Genomic DNA, 18889 nt, shown 5'->3' on the forward strand with positions numbered 1-18889 from the left:
GGCTGCGCGGGTCGGCCGCACCGCGCTGCTGCGCCCAGACGCTTCCCGGCGGGCCGACGGGCATCGGGCCCGGCATTCCTGGCTGACGGCGGGGTTGCCGGGAGGGCGTGGTCGCCGGCAACCCCGGTCTTGGGTGTCAGTGCATTTCGGGTCTGTGCTGGTGGGGGTCAGGCCGCCAGGCTGTGGTCGCCTCCGCCTGCGATGAGGGTGACGTTCTTGATCGCGGTGACCGCGGCGACGGGCACGTTGCTGTCGGTGGTGCTGTTGTTGCCCAGCTGGCCGTTGTCGTTGTCGCCCCAGGTGAAGACGACGTTGCCGGTGGTGGTGCCGTTCCGGTCGTCGCCGCGCTTGCCGCAGTCACAGAAGGTGCGGATGGCCAGGTTGTGGCTCTCGGTGGTGGCGATGGCCTTCACGCCAGTGAGGCCCCGGACCTGGACGGGGACGTTGCTGTTGCTGTTGGTGCCGTTGCCCAGCTGCCCGTCGCTGTTGGATCCCCAGGCCCGGACCGTGCCGTCCCGTCGCAGTGCCACGCTGTGGTTGAAGCCGGCGGCCAGGGCCTTCACCCGGGTGAGGTTCAGGACCTGGACGGGGACGTTGCTGCTGGTGTTGGTGCCGTTGCCCAGCTGCCCCTCCAGGTTGCGCCCCCAGGCCCGGACCGTGCCGTCCTTCAGGAGCGCCAGACTATGGTCACCGCCGGCGGGAGCGGCAACCGCGGTCGCGCCGGTGAGGCCCTGGACCTGGACGGGGACGTTGCTGTCGGTGGTGGTGCCGTTGCCCAGCTGCCCGTTGTCGTTGTCACCCCAGGCCCAGACCGAGCCGTCCTTGCGCACTGCCAGGCTGTGTTCGTCGCCGCCGGCGATGGCCCTCACATTGGTGAGGCCCTGCACCTGGACGGGGACGTTGCTGTCGGTGGTGGTGCCGTTGCCCAGCTGCCCCTCGCTGTTGGCTCCCCAGGTCCAGACGGTCCCGTTCTCGAGCAACGCCAGGCTGTGCTGGTCGCCCGCGGCGACAGCCTTCACCCGGCTCAGGTTCAGGACCTGGACGGGGACGTTGCTGTCGGTGTTGGTGCCGTTGCCCAGCTGCCCGTTGAGGTTGTCGCCCCAGGACCGCACCGTGTTGTCCTTCAGCAAGGCCAGGCTGTGGTTGAAGCCGGCGGCCAGGCCGGCGATGTTCGTCAGGTTGGACACGGTGACCGGGATCGGGCTGTCGGCGTTGGTCCCGTTGCCGAGCTGCCCGTTGTCGTTGTCACCCCAGGCCTGCGCGAACGGTGCCGCGGCACGGTCCGGGGCCGGCGCACCGTCGGCATGGGCGGTGGGCGTCCAGGCGAGGAATGCCACCAGGGCACCGGCCACCGCGGTCTTCAGGCGTCCTCGGCGGACCGGGCCAGTCGCTTCAACCATGAACCTTTTCGTCTCAGTTCGGACCCTGCCCGACTGCCTTCTCATGGCAGGAGCAGGCTAAGCCGCCCATACACATACCAGTCGGGCAACTAGGGATCTGAGTGACATGGCTGGACATTCGCGACTGGTGATCGGCCGTCCGCCCAGAAGGCGCTGCGCGAACCCGGCCAGGGCGCTTCCTTCCTTCGGATCATCTGATCGTTGGTTGTGCGTGTCGTTGACCGACGCCCAGTGGGCGAGGATCGAGCCGTCGCTGCCCGATCGGACACCTCGGCGGGGAGGGCGGTGGCGTGATCACCGGGAGGTGATCGACGCGATCGCGTTCAAGTACCGCACCGGCACTCCTCGCAGGGGACGGAGGTCCCAGCTTCGTGATCCACAGGAAACGGCTAGTCCGCCTCCCCCAGGGGCCACACGTAGGGCCCCTGGGGATCGTCGAGCCAGGCCCACTGCCCCTCCGGGGTGACCGTGACCCCGAACCGCTCGCGCGCCGGCCGGCCCTCGCCGCGCCACAGGTCGAGCGCCTCGCGCGGGTGGAGCACGTCCGCGGTCAGGATCAGCAGGAACTGGAAGCGCTCGTTCTCCACCAGTTCGTACGGAATCCCGTGCAGCGGCCTGGTCGCCCCGGGCGGCCCCGGTGCGGCCGTGGCCCCGCGCAGCGGGACGAAGTACGCGGAGGTGTGCAGGAAGCGGCCCTCCGCGAAGCCGGCGTCCCGGACGGTCAGCGCGATCAGCCCGGTCGACAGCGGGGCCAGGATCCGCGCCCCCGGCCGGCACTGGCCGAGCCAGACGGGCGGGACCAGCGGCAGGGTGCAGGTCACCAGGATCCGGTCGAAGGGCGCCCGGGCGGGGCAGCCGCGCGCCCCGTCCCCGGTGACCACGGCGGGCCGGTAGCCGAGCCGGGCCAGGTGGGAGCGGGCCGACTCGGTGATCTCCTCGTCCAGGTCGACCGTGGTGACGAGGCCGTCGCCGAGCCGGTGGCAGAGCAGGGCCGCGTTGTAGCCGGTACCGGCGCCGACCTCCAGCACGTTGTCCCCGTCGCGCACCTGGAGCGAGTCCAGCATCTTCGCCATCAGGGAGGGCTGACTGCTGGAGGAGACGAGCTCACCGTCGCGCAGCCGCGTCGCGAGCGGGGCGTCGGCGTACACCCCGCGCAGCCAGCGGGCCCGGCGCTCGGGGTCCGGGTCCTCGTCCCACAGCCGCTCGTGTCCCGCTCCACGGCCGGTCCAGAAGTACGGCACGAACAGGTGCCGGGGCACGGCGGCGAAGGCCGCCCGCCAGGCCGGGTCCTCCAGCACGCCGGCGGCGGTGAGTTCCCGTACCTGGGCGGCGTGCGCCCTCTCCCGCAGGTCCTTCTCCGCGGCCTTCGCCGTGCCCATGTCTCCACTGTCCTGCGGGCGGGCCCCGGGTGCGACCTCGCCGCCCGGACGGGCACCGGTGGTCCTAGGACCGGGGTCCTCCGTCCGGGCGTCTGAGACGATGGTCGGGTGAATGACGACGCGCAGAGCACGGTCCAGGAGACGACCTTCTACGAGCAGGTGGGCGGCGAGCAGACCTTCCGCCGTCTGGTCCACCGCTTCTACCAGGGAGTCGCGGGGGACCCGCTGCTGCGCCCGATGTACCCGGAGGAGGACCTCGGGCCCGCCGAGGAGCGGTTCGCGCTGTTCCTGATGCAGTACTGGGGCGGCCCGACGACGTACAGCGAGCATCGCGGGCACCCGCGCCTGCGCATGCGGCACGCGCCGTTCCAGGTGGACGCGGCCGCGCACGACGCGTGGCTGGCCCACATGCGCGTGGCGGTGGACGAGCTGGGGCTCGCGCCGCAGCACGAGGCGCAGCTGTGGCGGTACCTGACCTACGCGGCCGCCTCGATGATCAACACCGCGGGCTAGCCCGCGAGCGCCGCGGGCCGGGCTGCGCGCCGCATCCGGCCTGGTCGGCGCCCGGCCGTGCAGTGGCCCCTGCAAGCGGCCGTACGCGGCCCCCCGGACGAGCGCCCCTTCCAGGCCCGTACGGGGCACGGGCAGGCGGCCCGCGATACCCGGCGCCCCTCTCCGGGAACCCCTCCGTCGCACCAGCACCGACGGAACTGGAGGTTCCATGTCACAGGACACTGCGGACGCGGTGGATCCGACCACCGACGCGGACGAGGAGGCACTGGACCGCGCCCTCGCCACGGGCCGGCCCGCCGCGGCTCCCGGTCCGCACGAGAGTACGAGCGCGTCCCAACCCGGCCGCGGGCCGGCACCCGACTACCAGTCCAACGGACGCCCCGCCGCCCGCAGGCAACCGGACTCGGAATAGGAGGCGCGTCATGTCCATGAGGTTCCAGAACAACTACCACCGGGAAATCTGGGCGATGGTCGAGCGGCACCAGCCCAGCTGCTCCGACGGCAGCAACTGGGTGAAGGAGGGCTGGTGGAGGATCGGCCCCGGGGAGAGCGCCGTCGTCTACGGCGGTGACGTCAATGCCGTCAACCAGATCTGGTACTGCTACGCGTACTCGGGCGACGGCGTCGAGTGGCGGGACCGGTTCCGGGAGACGGTCCCGCACCGCGCCTTCGAGTGGTGCTCGAACACGTCGGACGGCGACTCGCGGACCATCCTCATGAACGAGTTCGTCGTGAGCCGCCCGAACCACGTGCACTCGTTCAACCCGTAACCCGGCCCACAGCGCACGGGACAGCGCCGTCCGCCCCCGGGGTCCGGTGGGCGGGCGGCCCGGGCGGCGTCAGACCGGCCGCACCTGGAGGGCACCCAGGCCGGCGAGGCCGCCGGGGCGGCGCGTGGCGACGGACCCGTACGGGGTGCTGAGCCGCAGCCAGCCGCCGGAGGCGAACAGGGCCACCGGGGCGGGACCGCCCGCGCCGGGGGCGCCGGCGGGCACGGTGGTGCGTACCGGGCGCAGGAAGCCCAGGGACTGGGCGGCGTGCACGGCGCGCAGCGGCAGCTCGGTGTCGCCCAGGGTCCGCGACCAGATCTCGCGGCCGATGCGGTCCCGCTCGGAGCGGGTCCGGTGCTGCGGGGGCAGGGCCTCGTCGCGGGCGCGGAACTCGGCGACGGCGGCGGCCACGGCCGCGCGTACCGCCTCGGGGGCGGGCAGGCCGGGAACGGGACGCCAGCCGCCGCGGGGCGGCAGGACCCCCGCCCAGGGCGGGCCGGTGACGGGGCCGGGCACGGTCACCGCGGCGCCGCTCTCGTCGACGGCCTCCAGCAGCTCGCCCGCGGAGACGGTGACGTCCAGCGGGGTCGAGAGGGGCTCGGCGAGGCGTGCCGTACGGACGGCCAGGACCTCGAAGGAGGGAGGCCGTCCGAAGACGGCGAGCGCGCCGCCGCCCGCCGGCGCCTGGAGGCGTACGGCGGCGGCGCGGTCGTAGTGCACCAGCCGGCCCAGGAAGGCGGCGAGGTCCGCCGCCTCCCCGGAGTCGACGAGGCGCAGCTGCCCGCTCATGCCGCGAGGCGCCCTTCGGCGGCCGCGGGAGCGTTCTCGGGCTTGTCGAGGTACTGCTCCAGGAAGTGCCGTTCCTCCTCGGTGATGCGGCGGGGCCGCCCCTCGGCGAGGTTGTAGGGCACGACGACCGTCTCGGCGCGGACGTAGACGGTCTCCGGCGCGTCCTCGGTCGCCTCGTCCTTGACCTCGTAGCGGATGGTCAGGGACGCGGCGCCTATCCGGGTCACCCAGGACTCGATGAGCACCGGCTCGTGCCGGTGCACGAGGGGGAGCTTGTAGTCGATCTCGTGACGGGCCACGACGGAACCGCCCGTGAAGGACTCGCTGCCCTCCCCCGGCGCCAGGCGGAACATGAAGTCGATGCGCGCCTCCTCCAGGTAGCGGAGGAAGACGACGTTGTTGACGTGCCCGAAGGCATCCATGTCCGCCCAGCGGAGGGGGCACCGGTAGTGGTGTCTGGCCATGACCGCGACCTAGCCCCGGGTGAGCTTCTTGTAGGTGGCGCGGTGCGGACGGGTGGCGTCCGGGCCGAGCCGCTCGACCTTGTTCTTCTCGTAGGACTCGAAGTTGCCCTCGAACCAGAACCACTTGGACTCGCCCTCGTAGGCGAGGATGTGGGTGGCCACTCGGTCCAGGAACCAGCGGTCGTGGGAGACGACCACGGCCGCACCGGGGAACTCCAGCAGCGCGTTCTCCAGCGAGCCCAGGGTCTCGACGTCGAGGTCGTTGGTGGGCTCGTCGAGGAGCAGCAGGTTGCCGCCCTGCTTGAGGGTGAGCGCGAGGTTCAGGCGGTTGCGCTCACCACCGGAGAGGACCCCGGCCGGCTTCTGCTGGTCCGGGCCCTTGAAACCGAAGGCGCTGACGTACGCGCGGGACGGCATCTCGACGTTGCCGACGTTGATGTAGTCCAGCTCGTCCGACACGACCGCCCAGAGGGTCTTCTTGGGGTCGATGTTGGCGCGGCCCTGGTCGACGTACGAGATCTTGACGGTCTCGCCGACCTTGATCTCGCCGGAGTCCGGGGTCTCAAGGCCCTGGATCATCTTGAAGAGCGTGGTCTTGCCGGCGCCGTTCGGGCCGATGATGCCGACGATGCCGTTGCGCGGCAGCGTGAAGGACAGGTCGTCGATGAGGACCTTGTCGCCGAACGCCTTCGAGAGGTTGTTGACCTCGACCACGATCGAGCCCAGGCGCGGGCCCGGCGGGATCTGGATCTCCTCGAAGTCGAGCTTGCGCATCTTGTCGGCCTCGGCCGCCATCTCCTCGTAGCGAGCGAGACGGGCCTTGGACTTCGCCTGGCGGCCCTTGGCGTTGGAGCGGACCCACTCCAGCTCTTCCTTGAGGCGCTTGGCGCGCTTCTCGTCCTTCTTGCCCTCGACCTTGAGGCGCTCGGCCTTCTTCTCCAGGTAGGTGGAGTAGTTGCCCTCGTAGGGGTGCGCGCGGCCGCGGTCGAGCTCGAGGATCCACTCGGCGACGTTGTCGAGGAAGTAGCGGTCGTGGGTGACCGCCACGACGGCGCCCTTGTACTGGGCCAGGTGCTGCTCCAGCCAGTTCACGGACTCGGCGTCGAGGTGGTTGGTGGGCTCGTCGAGGAGCAGCAGGTCGGGGGCCTCGAGCAGCAGCTTGCAGAGGGCCACGCGGCGCTTCTCACCACCGGAGAGGTTGGTGACGGGCCAGTCGCCGGGCGGGCAGCCCAGGGCGTCCATGGCCTGCTCCAGCTGGGCGTCGAGGTCCCACGCGTTGGCGTGGTCCAGGTCGTCCTGGAGCTTGCCCATCTCCTCCATCAGCTCGTCGGTGTAGTTCGTCGCCATTTCCTCGGCGATCGCGTTGAACCGGTTGAGCTTCTGCTTGATCTCGCCGACACCGTCCTCGACGTTCTCCAGAACGGTCTTGGACTCGTCGAGCTTGGGCTCCTGCATGAGGATGCCGACGGAGTAGCCCGGCGACAGGAAGGCGTCACCGTTGGACGGCTGCTCGATGCCCGCCATGATCTTCAGAACGGTGGACTTGCCGGCGCCGTTCGGGCCGACCACGCCGATCTTCGCCCCCGGCAGGAAGTTCAGGAAGACGTCGTCGAGGATCACCTTGTCGCCGTGCGCCTTGCGCGTCTTGCGCATGGTGTAGATGAACTCAGCCAAGAGAAACCGTCCGGCAGATCGATGGTGGGCAGATACACCCCATACTGCCGTACGTCCATCCCCCGGGGGAAACCAGTACGGGTGCCCCGGAGGCCCCGCGGGTCCCCGGCCAGGGCAGGATGACCCTGAGTACCACTGGCATTACGACTACGGGTACGACGCTCCGGGGGGAGTTCTTGTGGACGGCTGGCCGCTACCGCTCGCGATAGCGCTCATCGGGATGGCGGGCACGCTCTTCGCGCCGCTGCTGACGCAGCGGCTCGTGGGACGGGTCCAGTCCCAGCAGTTCGAGCGGGAGGAACGGACCGCCGAGGGGCAGTGGCGGCGCGAGCGGCTGGTGGCGGAGCTGGACGTCCGCCGGGCCTGCTACGTGGCGGCGATGGCCGGGTACCGGCGCTACCGGATCGAGCTCATGAACTTCCTGTGGCTCGTCCACCGGGCGGACGCCGCCGCGGAGGCCAGGGCGGAGGGCCGGGCCGGGCTGGAGGCCGCCCGGCAGGCCATGCACCTGGCCTTCGCGGAGGCGCAGCTGGTCGGCTCCGAGGCGGTCGTGGCCGAGCTGGACGCGACGGCCGAGCTGCTCGCCGGGGTCTTCTACCGGATCCTGCGGCTGGAGGAGGGCGACCCGGCGCCGGACGGCTCCTTCGACGCCGTCAAGGCGGATCTGCTCGGGCTCGGGGAGCGGTGGCGGGAGATGCGCGCCGTGATGCGGGCCGACCTCGGGACGGACGCCGGGGTTCAGCCGGGCCGGTAGACGACCAGGGCGTCGGGGAGGGCGTCGAGGACGAGCGCGGCGGGGGCCGGGGCGTACTCGCCGTCGTAGGCGAGCGGGGTGCCGGGCGGGATGTCCGCGACGCGCAGGCCGCGCAGCCGGGTGGCGACGTGGACGGGGGACCGGCTGAGCGGGCCGGCGAACGCGGCGGCCAGCAGGCGCGGGCCGGGGCGGCCGCCACCGTGGACGAGCCGCAGGTCGAGCAGGCCCTCGCCGAGGCCGGCCCGGCGGCGGGGGGCGGGGCCGGTGCCCTGGTAGGTGCCGTTGCCCGCGAAGAGCAGCCACGCGCTGCGGGGCCGCCCGGCCAGGGTCAGCCGTACGGGCCGCTCGGCCCGCAGCACCCGCCAGGCCGCCAGCACCGCGGCCGGCCCGCCCCCGATCCGCGGCGCCCACCGCGAACGGTGCCGCAGCAGCTCGGGATAGGCCCCGATGCTGAAGTTGTTCAGGAAGTACCGGGCCCGCTCCCCGCCCCCGTCGGCCGGGGTGATGCGGCCCAGGGAGACGCGGACCGCCCGGCCGGTGGTGAGGGCGCGGCAGGTGTCCTCCGGGCCGGCGAGTCCGAGGTCCAGCGCGAAGTGGTTGAGGGTGCCGCCGGGGAACACCGCGAGCGGCACCCCGGCCCGCAGGGCGGCGGTCGCGGCGGCGTTGACGGTGCCGTCGCCCCCGTACACCCCGAGCACCGCGGCCCGGGCGGCGGCCGCTGCCATCGCGGCCTCCACTTCGTCTCCCGCGCACTCCACGACCTCCGCCCGCGGGAGCCGCTCGCGCAGTACGTCGAGCGCCGCGCCCCCGGCCGTGCCGGACGCGGTGTTCGCCACGACCGTGAGCCCGGCCCCGTCCGGCAGCGCCGGCGCGTCGGCTGCCGGGCGCTCGCCGCCGGGGACGACACGCGCCTGCTGGGCGCGCCGCGCGAGGCCGCGTACGGCGAACCCCGCCGCGACCCCGAGGGCCGCGCCCGCCAGCACGTCGGACGGGTAGTGCACGCCGGTGTAGACCCGCGAGAAGGCCACCGACGCGGCCACCGGAGCCACCGCCGCCCCCCAGCCGGGGGATTCCAGGGCGAGGCCGGCGGTGAAGGCCGCGGCCGAGGCGGAATGGCCCGACGGGAAGGAGGTGGTCCACGGCGGCACGGCCGGCCGCCGCACCGTGGGCACCCCCTCCAGCAGCGGCCTGGGCCTGCGCACGGACCATTTGCCGACGGTGTTGATGGTCGCCGAGGCCAGCGCCAGCGAGGCGGTCGCGGTCACCGCCCCCTTGCGGGCCCGGGGCGACCCGAGGACGGTGATCGCCGCGGCGGTCCCGCCCCACAGCACCCCGTGGTTCGCGGCCCGGCCGAGGGCGGGCAGCACCCGTTCGGCTCCGGGCCAGTGCCGCCGTGCCACCAGGTCGAACAGCCGCCGGTCCCAGGCCGCGAGGGTGCCCCGCCAGGTCAGTCTCTGATCAGCCACCTCTCGCCCCTACCCCGGTCCGCCGCCCGGAATCAGCCTTCGCCGTCCTCCCCCTCCAGCGGCCGCTTGCGCAGCAGCAGGACGACCATGCCGCCCAGCACCACCAGCCCGACCGCGAGGGAGGCGATGACAGGGGTGGCCGCGGAGCTTCCGCTGGTCGCCAGCCGCTCCTCGTCCGGGGTGTCCGACCCGGCCGTCGCGGATTCGGCGGCCACCGCCACCTCGGACGCACCGGCCAGCTGGCCCACGGCGCCGGCCGTGCCCGCCGCGGCGGCCGGCGGCTGCGGCCAGACCGCCGTGGCGGTGGCGGCCGCCGCGGACTCGCTGGAGCCCGCCACGATCTGCGCCTCGGCCGGGATCCCGCTGGTGAAGACCCGCCCGACGGGCACCTTCGTGGAGCCGTGCACGGTCACCGAGGCCGTCCCGTCCGGGGTGCCGGCGGGCACCTCGAAGTACAGCCGGCTGCCGTTCGCCGCGGTGGTCACCGGACGCCCCTCGGAGTCGACCACCCGCACCCCCATGGCGGTGGCGGCCGCGTCGGGCGTGACGGTCACGCTCTGCGCCCCCGTCCGGACGGTGACCGGGCCCAGCCGGGTGCCGACGGCGCCCGTCAGCGGCCCGGACACCTGACCGGGGTCCAGCCCGAGCGAGGCCGGCGGCTCCGGCAGCCGGCCGGCCTCCCGCTGGAGGTAGTCGGCGAGCCGCTCGGCCGCCGGGTCGGCCGCCTCCACCTGCGCCCCGTCGGCCAGGCGCCAGATCGCCACCTGGGTCCCGGCGGCCGCGCTCTCCGCGGTCAGCGCCCCGGCCCCGGCCGCCTTCGCCAGCCCGGCCAGGTCGTTGTGCTGGGGGTAGGAGTGCTCCAGGACCCAGCGGATCCGGCCGCCCGCCTCGGTGTTCCCGGCGAGGGGGCTGCCGCCCCAGCCGCTCTCCGTGTACCGGGCCTGGGGCTGCGCGTAGCCCGCGACCCCGACTCCGTACGTCTGGAGCATGCCGCCGCCGTCGACCCGCATCTCGTACAGGCCGGCGGGGATCTGCCGGACCGAGCCGTCCCCGGCGCGCAGGACCGCCTGCCCGTACGTCTTGAGGCCGTCGAGCACGGCGCTCGCGCCCCCGGCCGCCCGGCCGGCGGTGGCCGGGCGGGAGTCCGCCGCGGCGCGGGCGCCGGGCGCGGCGGTGAGGGCCGCGGCCAGCAGGGCCGCCGCCAGGGGCCGGCGTACGGAGCCGCGTACCGCACTCGCGGCGCCGACGGCCGCACCGGGACCACCACCGGCTGGAAGCGGAACCTCCGGCCGGACCGGTCCGGCCTCGGGTGGGACGGTGGACGCGGAGGCCGGCCCGCCCGCGGACGCGGTGGACGCCGCGCGGGGCTCGGAGGATGCGGAGGATGCGGGAACAGCAATCGACACAGTTCTCCCCTTCGGGCCGAAGACCAAGGTGCCCGTGAGTACCGGGGAATCCTAGCTGCCTCGAACACTCAGACCACCGCCGCCTTCTGAGGGCCCATCAGTGGGGTGTCCGTCTTGACGACCCTGCGGAAGGCCGCCGTTCCGCGGTTGAGGTCGTGTCCGACGGCGATCGCGTCGATGTCCGCCGAGAACCAGCGGACGCCCTCGCCGTCGGGCGGGGCCTCCCGGACCCGCAGACGCCCGTGCACCACCAGCGGTTCCCCCACCGAGACGGAACTCGCCAGGTTGACCGCCAGCACCCGGCGCGCCCACACGGTGTAGAAGCTGGTGGGGGCGTCCGCCCAGGTGTCCGTGCGCCGGTCGAAGTACCGGGGGGTCACGGCGAAGCGGAATCTCGCGGACGGCCCGGTCACCGTCTCCTTGAAGTCGATCTGCGTCGCCACGTGCCCCACCAGCGTCACCAGGGTGTCGTTCATCCCGGCCGCCCTCCCCCGAACTCCGTACCCGTGCGGACCATCCGCACGAGGTACGACCATGCTGGCTCCGGGCCGCGGTCCCCCGCTCCGGCCTGTGGATTACTGGCGGGTTGTGGACAACTTCGTCCCCCCTGCGGCCACCGCCGCGTACTGTTCGCGCACCTCGCGGTAGCGGAGCAGCTCGGCGGCCACCGGTTCCAGGACCCGGGCCCGGCCGCAGCCGGCCGCCGCCTGCCTCAGCCGCCGTTCGGCGTCCTGGCCGTACCTGCGCGCCGGCCCCCGGGCGGCGATCGAGCAGGCCCACTCCACCAGCGGCCCGCCGACGATGCCGGCCACCATGAACAGGACGGGCGGCAGCAGCTTCGGTTCCAGGACCCCGACGATCTGCCCGACCAGCCACAGGCCGCCGAAGATCTGCACCAGCGTCATGGCCGCCTGCGCCAGCACCGCGACCGGCCACCAGGCGGGCCTCGGCGGTTTCGCGCCGGGCACGGCGACGGCCGCGCCCAGGGTCACCGCCAGCTCGTCCAGCGCCTCCGGCAGCCGCTCGGCGCCGCGCACCGCGGTCTCCCGTACGGCCTGCGCCCAGGGGTCGGGCAGGCCGACGACGGCCTCGTCGGCGACCGTTCGCACGGCCTGCTCCACGCGCTGGCGGGCGGTCACCTCCTCCTCGCCGGGCGCGAAGGCGGACGCGCCGGAGCTGGAGCTGCGGCCCTTGGCCGACATGAGGGCCAGGGACGCGAGCGAGCGCGGGGCGCGCCGGCTCTCGTACCAGCGCCACAGCCGCAGCCAGGGCGTACCGCAGGCCTTGCCCGCGTTGCGCCGCCAGGCCCGCTCGGCGGCGAGGCCGGCCGCGTACGCCCCGACCGCTTCCGCGAGCCGGTCCTCGAACTCGGCGCGCGCCGCCTCGCCGATCTCGGGTCCGGAGGGTCCGGAGTGCCCGGCGGCGACGTAGAGCGGGCGCAGGCGCACGGCGGCCCGGTCGACGTCGGCGGAGATCCGCCGGGTCGCGGCGCCCTTCTCCTGGGTGAACTGTCCGAGGAGTTCGCGGAGTTCCCCGACCCCTTCACCCGTCAGGGCGGACAGTCCGAGGACGGTGGCGCCGGGCTCGCCGTGCTCGCCGAGGGCGATCCCGTCGTCGTCCAGCAGCCGCCGCAGGTCGTCGAGTACGAGGTCGGCGGCGTCGCCGGGGAGCCGGTCGACCTGGTTCAGCACGACGAAGGTCACCTCGGCGTGCCCGGCCAGCGGCCGCAGGTACCGCTCGTGGAGGACCGCGTCCGCGTACTTCTCCGGGTCCACCACCCACACCACGGCGTCGACCAGCGCCAGCACCCGGTCCACGTGGTCCCGGTGCGCGCCGACCGCCGAGTCCAGGTCGGGCAGGTCGACGAGGACCATGCCGCGCAGCACCTCGGCCTCCGAGGTCTCGCGGGGCCTGCGCCGCAGCCGTCCGGGGATCTCCAGCCGGTCGAGCAGGCCCGCCGCGCCGTCGGACCAGCTGCAGGCGATGGGCGCGGCGGTGGTCGGGCGGCGCAGTCCGGTTTCGGAGATCTGCACTCCGGCGAGTGAATTGAAGAGGGTGGACTTGCCGCTTCCGGTGGCTCCGGCGATGGCGACGACGGTGTGCTGGGGGGACAGGCCCCGGCGCGCGGCCGCCTCGTCCAGGACCCGTCCGGCCTCGGCGAGGGTCTTGCCGTCGAGGCGGGTGCGGGACAGTCCGACCAGCTGGCGCAGGGCGTCGAGGCGCGTCCGCAGGGCCTGGGCCTCGGGGCTGAACGGGGGCGCGGGGGCCTTGCCGCCGTCGCTCCCGGCGCCGGAGACGGCCCGCACGACCGCCTCGTCGCCCTCGGCGTCCCCTCCGTCCCCTCCGTCCCGTCCGCCCTCCGCCTCCTCGTCGAGGTCGTGGGCGAGGAGGGCCGCGTCGAGCAGCGCGTCGTCGATGAGGGCGTCGCCGGCGCGCGTGCCGGTGCCGCGCGAGCCGCCCTTTCGGGTGGCCCGGTGGCGCGAGCGCGCGATGAACCCGTCGTCCCACCGGTCGCCGGCGTGGTCGCGGTCGGTCACGGCGGTCACCGCGTCACCTCTCCTTCTGCAGTACGGACAGCGCGGCGATCAGCTCGGCCTGTGGTTCGGGGGTGACTTCGAGGGCCTGGAGGGGGGCGAGCCTGCGGTCCCGTTCGGCGCGCAGGACCTCGTCGAGGTGGTCCCCGACCAGCTCGCCGCCCCGGTCGCGCAGGCGTACGGCGGCCTGTACGCCGATCCGCTCGGCGAGCTTCTCCCCCGCCGGACGGGCCCGTTTGCCGCCGAGGAGGGCGGCGACGAGGAGGGCGGCGACGCCGTCGGGGTCGGGCGCGGGCTGCTTGTCGAGCTTGGCGACCTCCTCCTCGGCGAGCTCCTCCAGTACGCGCCGCCAGCGGCGTACGGCCATGCCGATACGTTCCGCCGCCTCCCGGTCGGGCGCGGGCAGCGGCACCGCCCCGGAGGCGGGCTCGCGCCGCCAGACCTCCGCGATCCGCTCGTCGGCGGCGGCGACGGCGCATTGGAGGAGCGCGGCGAGGGATTCCGCGAGGGAGTCGAGGAGTTCGTCGGCGCTGGTGTCGAGGGGGTAGCCGCGCCACCGGGTGAGGGCGTCGCCGGCGAGCACGGCGCCCTTGTCGAGGCGGTTGCGGACCCGCTTGCCCTCCTGCCGGTACGCGTCCTCGACGGCGGAGGTCAGCCGGACCGCTGCGGCGTGCTGGGCGGCGACGGCGGAGGCCAGCTCCGGCATGCGGCGCTTGAGGGAGTCGAGCGCGCCGAGGGCGGTCCGGCCGACCGCGTACTGCCGGGCGGCGGGGTCGTGGACGTGGTGGGTGAGCCAGGCGAGCAGCGGCGCGACGGCGCTGGCCGGCAGCAGCCCGCCGCCGCCGGCCGACTCGGGCAGTTCGGGCACCGTGAACCGCGGTACGTCGCCCAGCCCGGCGCGGGTCAGCAGCGCTCCGTACTGGCGCGAGACCTCGGCGAGCACCTGGTGCGGGACCCGGTCGAGGACGGTGATCAGGGTGGCGTTGTACTGCTTGGCGGTGCGCAGTAGGTGCCAGGGGACGGCATCGGCGTACCGCGAGGCGGTGGTGACCATCACCCAGACGTCGGCGGCGCAGATCAGCTCGGCGGCGAGGGTGCGGTTCTCGACGACGAGGGAGTCGATGTCGGGGGCGTCGAGGACGGCGAGGCCGCGCGGGAGGGTGGCCACGGTCTCGATCCGCAGCTCGCTGGTGGCGGCGGGGTGGCCGGGTGCGCGCACGGGGTGCTTCCTGGAGGAGGGCACCAGCTCCTCGTCCGGCTGGGGCGCCCAGACGCGCATGAGGTCGGGGAGGATCCGCATCCCGGCGAACCAGTGGTGGTCGTCCGGGTGGCAGACGAGGACCGGGGTGCGGGTGGTGGGGCGCAGTACTCCGGCTTCGCTGACCTGGCGGCCGACGAGGGAGTTGACGAGGGTGGACTTACCGGCCCCGGTGGAGCCGCCGACGACGGCGAGGAGCGGCGCCTCGGGCGACTTCAGCCGGGGGACGAGGTAGTCGTCGAGCTGCGCGAGCAGCTCGGCTCTGGTCTGGCGGGCGCGTGGGGCGCCGGGCAGGGGCAGCGGCAGACGCACGGACGCGACCCGGTCGCGCAGGGCGGACAGGGCATCGAGCAGCTGAGGCCGAACATCCAAGGTCACCACATGCGAAGAATGCCCAATTTAGGACCATTTTTGAAGCTTATACGCCCTCTGCGCGCCGACCGCGACTCCAGAGGGACATCATGGACACGGCGGACGAGTGGGACGCAGGCATAACGAGTGCACAACACCCAGGCCGACGCGGCGCAAAAGCGGTGCGAGAATCGCACCTGCCTGCGATTATCGGGACCGCTTCACCGAACCTCCACAACGTGGCACGCGAGTGAAGCAACCGGGACAAGGCAACCGGAGCCCTATCCTTGACCCGGCACGGACCGCAGTCCCACCCCCACCAAGGGGCTCCAGGCCACCACGGTCACCTTCCGGCCCCCGTAGCTCAGTGGATAGAGCAGGCGCCTTCTAAGCGCTTGGCCGCAGGTTCGAGTCCTGCCGGGGGCACTTCCTTCCACCTCCCCGAGAGGTCTCCCGGGGCCGTCCGGGCCGCCTGGACCAGGGGTCGCCGCGGCGTCCGCGATTGGCGGAAATTCACTCGACAGGACCCTTGCGGGATCCTTGCACCCGCAAAACCGGAAAGCCGAAAACCGGAAGAGCACCGTCCCGCCCGACGGGGGTTCGTTCGGGCGGGACGGAGTGCGGGGTGGCTCCGGGCTCGGGCGGGGGCCCGGTCCGGGATCAGTGGGCCGGGGAGGCGGGAGCGGACTCGGCGGTGGCCGAGTCGGCCGAGCCGGCCGGAGCGTCCTGCGGGGAGACGCCGAAGGCCTTGACCGCCTGGTAGTACGTCCAGGCCGTGCTGTCGCAGGAGCCCTTCTTGACGCCCGAGTACTGCGAGCAGACCCGCTTCAGGTCGGCGTAGAAGGCGTCGTCCAGCCGGGACTTGTTGGCGGGGAACGCGCCGGCCGCCTTGTAGTTGCGGTAGCCGAAGTCGTGGCGGGCGCAGGCCGTCTGGAAGGGGAAGCCGAAGGGGTTGTCGGGGGACGAGGAGCAGTAGTCCGTCGACCAGTCGAAGGCGTACGAGCCCCAGTTGCCCTGGCTGCCGCGTGCCGCGACCCAGGCGTTGTGGCTGGAGGCGCTGGTCTGCGTCCAGCCGCTCAGCACCTGCGGCTTGTCCGCCGGGACCGCCGAGGCCGGGGTGGCGACGGCCAGCAGGCCGGCGGACACGGACGCGAGCAGGGGGACGAGACGGCGGCGCATGGCATTCCTCCGAGTGGGGGCGGCGGGGCGAGCGGGCGACGGGGCCGCCCGGTCCAACTCCCGGTGCGGCGTCGGGACTCACCCTCGGAGCACGCCATATCCCCGACCCCTACCGCCCCTATAACGCGGCCCGGACGCATACGTGTCGGCCCGGTGCGCCCTGGACCGCGCCCCTCTCAGGTATGACCCCGTATCCGACCTGCGGCAGATTCGAGGTTGATACCGGGGAGGGACGCGCGCGTGACTCCCGGCCCGAACACTTATGGGTATGAACCGCCGTCCGCTCGTCATCGCCGCCGCCGTCGCGGGAGTACTCGCCCTGGCCGCCTTCGCGCTGCCCAACCTGCCGCCCAACCCGGTCACGGACGCCCTTGAGAAGCAGGTCCTGCGGGAGAAGGGCAAGCGGTACGCCAGTGCCGCCGACGCTCCCAAGAAGGGCGACCGGGCGTTCGTCCTGCCCACCTGGATACCGGGGGACGCCACCGACATACGGATCCGCGCGCGCCGTGACGGCGGGGCCCGGCTGATCCGGTTCACCCTCGGCAAGACCCCGCTCGACGGTCCGCAGTGCGCCGCCGGGGCGCCGAAGAAGGCGGGCGGTCCCCGCCTGGGCGCCCGCTGGTGGCCCGGCGACACCCGGCGCGAGGAGCGCCCCGAGTGCCGGGACCGCTACCAGTACCAGGTCTCGGTACGCGGCCGGCAGGTCTACGCCTGGACCGACGGGACGCCCTCCCCCGGAGCCCGAATACCGGACGGCGGGGCCCCGGCCGTCGCGCCCGCCGCGGTGTCCGGCGGCACCACCGCCAGGTAGGGGAGCCGCTCAGACGGTGTCGCGGGCGAGGAGCGCCGCCGTGGCCCGGGCGAAGCCCTCCGGGTTGTCGAGCATGATGTTGTGCCCGCAGTCCGGTACGGCCACCACGGCGACTCCGGCGGCCTCCAGGGCCTCGGCGCCGGCGAGGGATCCGTCCTCCGCCGGGAAGAGGAAGCCGCGCGGGACCTTCAGCTCCAGCAGCAGCTCCCGCATGGTGGGCGTGGTGCCCGCGGCCAGGTTCACGGCGCTGCGGTGCAGAGCGGTGCGGCCGGCCAGGCGCATCGTCGACCACCAGTGCGCGCCGACCCGGTCGCGGACCTCCGTCCAGCCTCCGGCCAGGAACTCCTCCTCCGTGTAGGAGGCGAGGCCGCTGCTGCCGGCCGTGCCCGGGGTGGGCGGCAGCGGGTCCAGGTTGGCGTCCACCAGGACGAGGCGGGAGACCAGCCGGGGGTGCCGGGCGGCCAGCACGATGGCCACCGCTCCGCCCATGCTGTGGGCGATCACCTCGGCCCCTCCGGCACCGGCCGCGGTCATGGCCTCCGCCACGGCGTCGGCGTGCGCCTCCAGGGTGTACGAGAACGCCTCGGGACGGTCGCTGTGGCCGTGCCCCAGCATGTCGAGCAGCAGCGAGCGCCGCCCGGCCAGCAGCGGGTGCACGGCGCTCGCCGCGAAGTAGGCGGGGGAGGTCGAGCCGAGCCCGTGCAGGTAGACGCGGGGCGCTTCCGCTCCCGGGAGTTCGACCCAGCGGATCCGGTCGCCTTCCGGCGTCACGACGGCACTGTGCACGGTGAGTTCCCCCTGAAGTGATGATCGACAAGTCCAGCACGAGGGTAACCGGGGCTCCAACTGCCTCGTCTACCCTCGTCGGATGACCTTGTACGTGAACCAGCTCGACGGTGCCGCGCCCCTGACCGGACCACCCCCTGCCGGGTCCGGTGTGGCCGTGTGGTCGCTGGACACCACGCGCGAGGCGATCGGCGGTCACGAGGCCGGCGGGGCGCGGGCGCTGCTGGACGCGACCGAACGGGAGCGGGCCGCCAGGCTGCTGCGCCCGGACGACCAGCGCAGCTACCTCGCCTCGCACCTGGGGCTGCGCGTGCTGCTCGGCGGGTACCTGGGGCTGCCGCCGGAGGAGGTGGTCCTGGTCCGCGAGGACTGCCCGGGGTGCGGGGGCCCGCACGGCCGTCCCGCCGTGGCCGGGGGCGCGGTGCACTTCTCGCTGTCCCACAGCGAGAACGTGGCGTACTTCGCCTTCGCGGGGGTGCCGGTGGGCGTCGACGTGGAGGGGGTGCCGAGGGCGAGCGCGGTGGCCGACGTCCTGAGCAGCCTGCATCCGGCGGAGGCCGGCGAGATCACCGCGCTCCCGGAAGCGGAGCGGCAGACGGCGCTGGCCCGGGTGTGGGCCCGCAAGGAGGCCTGCCTGAAGGGCACCGGCGTGGGGGTCGCCTTCGGCCTGGCCGAGCCGTACGTGAGTTCGGGGCTCGCCCCCGCCCCGGTCCCGGGCTGGACCCTGCGCGACCTCCCCGCCCCGGACGCCTACGCCGCGGCCGTCGCGGTCCGCGCCGCCTGAGCCGCCATGGACATCCGCCGCGCCCGTAGCGTCGCCGAACTCGCGGCCGCCGAGGGCCTCTTCGACGGGCCCGCCCGCCCCGAGTGGTCCGAGCGCTTCCTCGCCCAGACCGGACACCTGATGCTCATCGCGTACGTCGACGGCGTGCCCGCCGGCATGGTCTCCGGCGTCGAGATGACCCACCCCGACAAGGGCACCGAGATGTGCCTGTACGAGCTGTCCGTGGCCGAGGGGTACCGCCGGCGCGGCATCGGCCGGGCCCTGACCCTGGCCCTGGCCGACGAGGCCAAGGCCCGCGGCTGCTACGGCATGTGGGTGGGGGTCGACACGGACAACGAGGAGGCGCTGGCCACGTACGCGTCTGCGGGCGCCGAGGACGAGGGCCTCTTCTCGATGCGCGGCTGGTCCCTGGGCGACGCCTAGGCCCTGTCCGGGCGATCTTCGCGGGCCCGCGACGTCCGGCACGGCACCTCGCAGCGTTGTCGGAGCGCGCGAGTACGGCCGAGTACGAGCTGCGCTCCTCCGCCTTGCGATGCACCGCACCAGACCCCGCGGCCTGATCCACGAAGAT

20 protein-coding genes and 1 tRNA gene are annotated in these 18889 nt (G+C 73.8%); 9 read left to right on the plus strand and 12 right to left on the minus strand.

What is annotated here, in order from left to right; all coding sequences use genetic code 11:
• Positions 1–167 precede the first annotated feature (167 nt).
• The gene (locus tag ACZ7IF_RS18940; protein WP_470972484.1) at positions 168–1400 is read right to left on the minus strand and encodes an RCC1 domain-containing protein; all 1233 of its coding nucleotides are present in this window, start codon (positions 1398–1400) and stop codon (positions 168–170) included.
• Between the two features lie 106 nt (positions 1401–1506).
• On the opposite strand from ACZ7IF_RS18940, the gene ACZ7IF_RS18945 reads away from it, so the two are divergent.
• A complete protein-coding gene (locus ACZ7IF_RS18945; RefSeq protein WP_470972486.1) occupies positions 1507–1866 on the plus strand; it encodes a transposase in 360 nt (119 codons plus the stop codon).
• Here ACZ7IF_RS18945 and ACZ7IF_RS18950 read toward each other — a convergent pair.
• Positions 1790–2779 carry a methyltransferase domain-containing protein gene (locus ACZ7IF_RS18950; protein ID WP_470972488.1) on the minus strand — a complete coding sequence of 330 codons (990 nt, stop codon included), beginning with the start codon at positions 2777–2779 and terminating at the stop codon, positions 1790–1792. The two genes, ACZ7IF_RS18945 and ACZ7IF_RS18950, sit on opposite strands and share 77 nt — an antisense overlap.
• A gap of 108 nt (positions 2780–2887) precedes the next feature.
• Here ACZ7IF_RS18950 and ACZ7IF_RS18955 point away from each other — a divergent pair, with 108 nt between their 5' ends.
• The 3 genes from ACZ7IF_RS18955 (at position 2888) to ACZ7IF_RS18965 (ending at position 4062) form a co-directional block, all read left to right on the plus strand.
• Positions 2888–3292 carry a globin gene (locus ACZ7IF_RS18955; protein ID WP_470972490.1) on the plus strand — a complete coding sequence of 135 codons (405 nt, stop codon included), beginning with the start codon at positions 2888–2890 and terminating at the stop codon, positions 3290–3292.
• Positions 3293–3500: 208 nt separating this feature from the next.
• Complete coding sequence (locus ACZ7IF_RS18960; RefSeq protein ID WP_470972492.1) at positions 3501–3704, plus strand: hypothetical protein; 204 nt, start codon at positions 3501–3503, stop codon at positions 3702–3704.
• 10 nt (positions 3705–3714) lie between these two features.
• A complete protein-coding gene (locus ACZ7IF_RS18965) occupies positions 3715–4062 on the plus strand; it encodes a DUF1036 domain-containing protein (protein WP_470972494.1) in 348 nt (115 codons plus the stop codon).
• Between the two features lie 69 nt (positions 4063–4131).
• On the opposite strand, the gene ACZ7IF_RS18970 is transcribed toward ACZ7IF_RS18965, so the two are convergent.
• From ACZ7IF_RS18970 to ettA, 3 genes are read right to left on the minus strand one after another with little or no spacing between them, the layout of a single operon-like run.
• Entirely contained in the window at positions 4132–4851 is a 720-nt protein-coding gene (locus ACZ7IF_RS18970; protein ID WP_470972496.1) for a DUF8010 domain-containing protein, read from the minus strand.
• Complete coding sequence (locus ACZ7IF_RS18975; RefSeq protein WP_405980640.1) at positions 4848–5315, minus strand: acyl-CoA thioesterase; 468 nt, start codon at positions 5313–5315, stop codon at positions 4848–4850. The genes ACZ7IF_RS18970 and ACZ7IF_RS18975 overlap by 4 nt, the downstream gene beginning before the upstream one ends.
• 9 nt (positions 5316–5324) lie before the next feature.
• On the minus strand, positions 5325–6989 hold the full coding sequence (gene ettA, locus ACZ7IF_RS18980; protein WP_125598948.1) for an energy-dependent translational throttle protein EttA: 1665 nt from the start codon (positions 6987–6989) through the stop codon (positions 5325–5327).
• 178 nt (positions 6990–7167) lie between these two features.
• Between ettA and ACZ7IF_RS18985 the strand changes: the two genes are divergently transcribed.
• The gene (locus tag ACZ7IF_RS18985; protein ID WP_470972498.1) at positions 7168–7743 is read left to right on the plus strand and encodes a hypothetical protein; all 576 of its coding nucleotides are present in this window, start codon (positions 7168–7170) and stop codon (positions 7741–7743) included.
• Here the strand turns inward: ACZ7IF_RS18985 and ACZ7IF_RS18990 are convergent.
• The 5 genes from ACZ7IF_RS18990 to ACZ7IF_RS19010 form a co-directional block, all read right to left on the minus strand.
• Positions 7728–9209: a phosphatase PAP2 family protein gene (locus ACZ7IF_RS18990; RefSeq protein WP_470972500.1), complete on the minus strand. Its 1482-nt coding sequence runs from the start codon at positions 9207–9209 to the stop codon at positions 7728–7730. The genes ACZ7IF_RS18985 and ACZ7IF_RS18990 overlap by 16 nt on opposite strands.
• Before the next feature lie 32 nt (positions 9210–9241).
• A complete protein-coding gene (locus ACZ7IF_RS18995; protein WP_470972502.1) occupies positions 9242–10615 on the minus strand; it encodes a TQXA domain-containing protein in 1374 nt (457 codons plus the stop codon).
• A gap of 68 nt (positions 10616–10683) precedes the next feature.
• Entirely contained in the window at positions 10684–11091 is a 408-nt protein-coding gene (locus ACZ7IF_RS19000) for a single-stranded DNA-binding protein (RefSeq protein ID WP_470972504.1), read from the minus strand.
• Positions 11092–11190: 99 nt separating this feature from the next.
• Positions 11191–13161, minus strand: a complete 1971-nt coding sequence (locus ACZ7IF_RS19005; RefSeq protein ID WP_470972506.1) for a GTPase — start codon at positions 13159–13161, stop codon at positions 11191–11193.
• 4 nt (positions 13162–13165) lie between these two features.
• Positions 13166–14779: a dynamin family protein gene (locus ACZ7IF_RS19010; protein ID WP_470972508.1), complete on the minus strand. Its 1614-nt coding sequence runs from the start codon at positions 14777–14779 to the stop codon at positions 13166–13168.
• 332 nt (positions 14780–15111) lie between these two features.
• Here ACZ7IF_RS19010 and ACZ7IF_RS19015 point away from each other — a divergent pair.
• Positions 15112–15184, plus strand: a tRNA-Arg gene (locus ACZ7IF_RS19015).
• A gap of 234 nt (positions 15185–15418) precedes the next feature.
• On the opposite strand, the gene ACZ7IF_RS19020 is transcribed toward ACZ7IF_RS19015, so the two are convergent.
• The gene (locus tag ACZ7IF_RS19020) at positions 15419–15937 is read right to left on the minus strand and encodes a phospholipase (protein ID WP_470972510.1); all 519 of its coding nucleotides are present in this window, start codon (positions 15935–15937) and stop codon (positions 15419–15421) included.
• A 268-nt stretch (positions 15938–16205) separates the two neighbouring features.
• Between ACZ7IF_RS19020 and ACZ7IF_RS19025 the strand changes: the two genes are divergently transcribed.
• Positions 16206–16748, plus strand: coding sequence for a hypothetical protein (locus tag ACZ7IF_RS19025; RefSeq protein WP_470972512.1), 543 nt, complete (start codon positions 16206–16208; stop codon positions 16746–16748).
• Positions 16749–16757: 9 nt separating this feature from the next.
• Here ACZ7IF_RS19025 and ACZ7IF_RS19030 read toward each other — a convergent pair whose 3' ends face one another.
• The gene (locus tag ACZ7IF_RS19030; RefSeq protein ID WP_470972514.1) at positions 16758–17534 is read right to left on the minus strand and encodes an alpha/beta fold hydrolase; all 777 of its coding nucleotides are present in this window, start codon (positions 17532–17534) and stop codon (positions 16758–16760) included.
• An 82-nt stretch (positions 17535–17616) separates the two neighbouring features.
• Here ACZ7IF_RS19030 and ACZ7IF_RS19035 point away from each other — a divergent pair, with 82 nt between their 5' ends.
• The gene (locus ACZ7IF_RS19035; protein WP_470972516.1) at positions 17617–18318 is read left to right on the plus strand and encodes a 4'-phosphopantetheinyl transferase family protein; all 702 of its coding nucleotides are present in this window, start codon (positions 17617–17619) and stop codon (positions 18316–18318) included.
• Between the two features lie 6 nt (positions 18319–18324).
• Positions 18325–18741, plus strand: a complete 417-nt coding sequence (locus ACZ7IF_RS19040; RefSeq protein WP_470972518.1) for a GNAT family N-acetyltransferase — start codon at positions 18325–18327, stop codon at positions 18739–18741.
• Positions 18742–18889 lie beyond the last annotated feature (148 nt).

This window comes from Streptomyces sp. NPDC037421, assembly GCF_055602105.1.

Bases quoted from the DNA above. Each gene is read 5' to 3' on its own strand.
- ACZ7IF_RS19035 (WP_470972516.1), top strand. From the start codon at position 17,617: ATGACCTTGTACGTGAACCAGCTCGACGGTGCCGCGCCCCTGACCGGA.
- ACZ7IF_RS19040 (WP_470972518.1), top strand. From the start codon at position 18,325: ATGGACATCCGCCGCGCCCGTAGCGTCGCCGAACTCGCGGCCGCCGAG.
- ACZ7IF_RS18965 (WP_470972494.1), top strand. From the start codon at position 3,715: ATGTCCATGAGGTTCCAGAACAACTACCACCGGGAAATCTGGGCGATG.
- ACZ7IF_RS19025 (WP_470972512.1), top strand. From the start codon at position 16,206: ATGAACCGCCGTCCGCTCGTCATCGCCGCCGCCGTCGCGGGAGTACTC.
- ACZ7IF_RS18960 (WP_470972492.1), top strand. From the start codon at position 3,501: ATGTCACAGGACACTGCGGACGCGGTGGATCCGACCACCGACGCGGAC.
- ACZ7IF_RS18945 (WP_470972486.1), top strand. From the start codon at position 1,507: ATGGCTGGACATTCGCGACTGGTGATCGGCCGTCCGCCCAGAAGGCGC.
- ACZ7IF_RS19000 (WP_470972504.1), bottom strand. From the start codon at position 11,091: ATGAACGACACCCTGGTGACGCTGGTGGGGCACGTGGCGACGCAGATC.
- ACZ7IF_RS18950 (WP_470972488.1), bottom strand. From the start codon at position 2,779: ATGGGCACGGCGAAGGCCGCGGAGAAGGACCTGCGGGAGAGGGCGCAC.
- ACZ7IF_RS18940 (WP_470972484.1), bottom strand. From the start codon at position 1,400: ATGGTTGAAGCGACTGGCCCGGTCCGCCGAGGACGCCTGAAGACCGCG.
- ACZ7IF_RS19020 (WP_470972510.1), bottom strand. From the start codon at position 15,937: ATGCGCCGCCGTCTCGTCCCCCTGCTCGCGTCCGTGTCCGCCGGCCTG.
- ACZ7IF_RS18975 (WP_405980640.1), bottom strand. From the start codon at position 5,315: ATGGCCAGACACCACTACCGGTGCCCCCTCCGCTGGGCGGACATGGAT.
- ACZ7IF_RS18970 (WP_470972496.1), bottom strand. From the start codon at position 4,851: ATGAGCGGGCAGCTGCGCCTCGTCGACTCCGGGGAGGCGGCGGACCTC.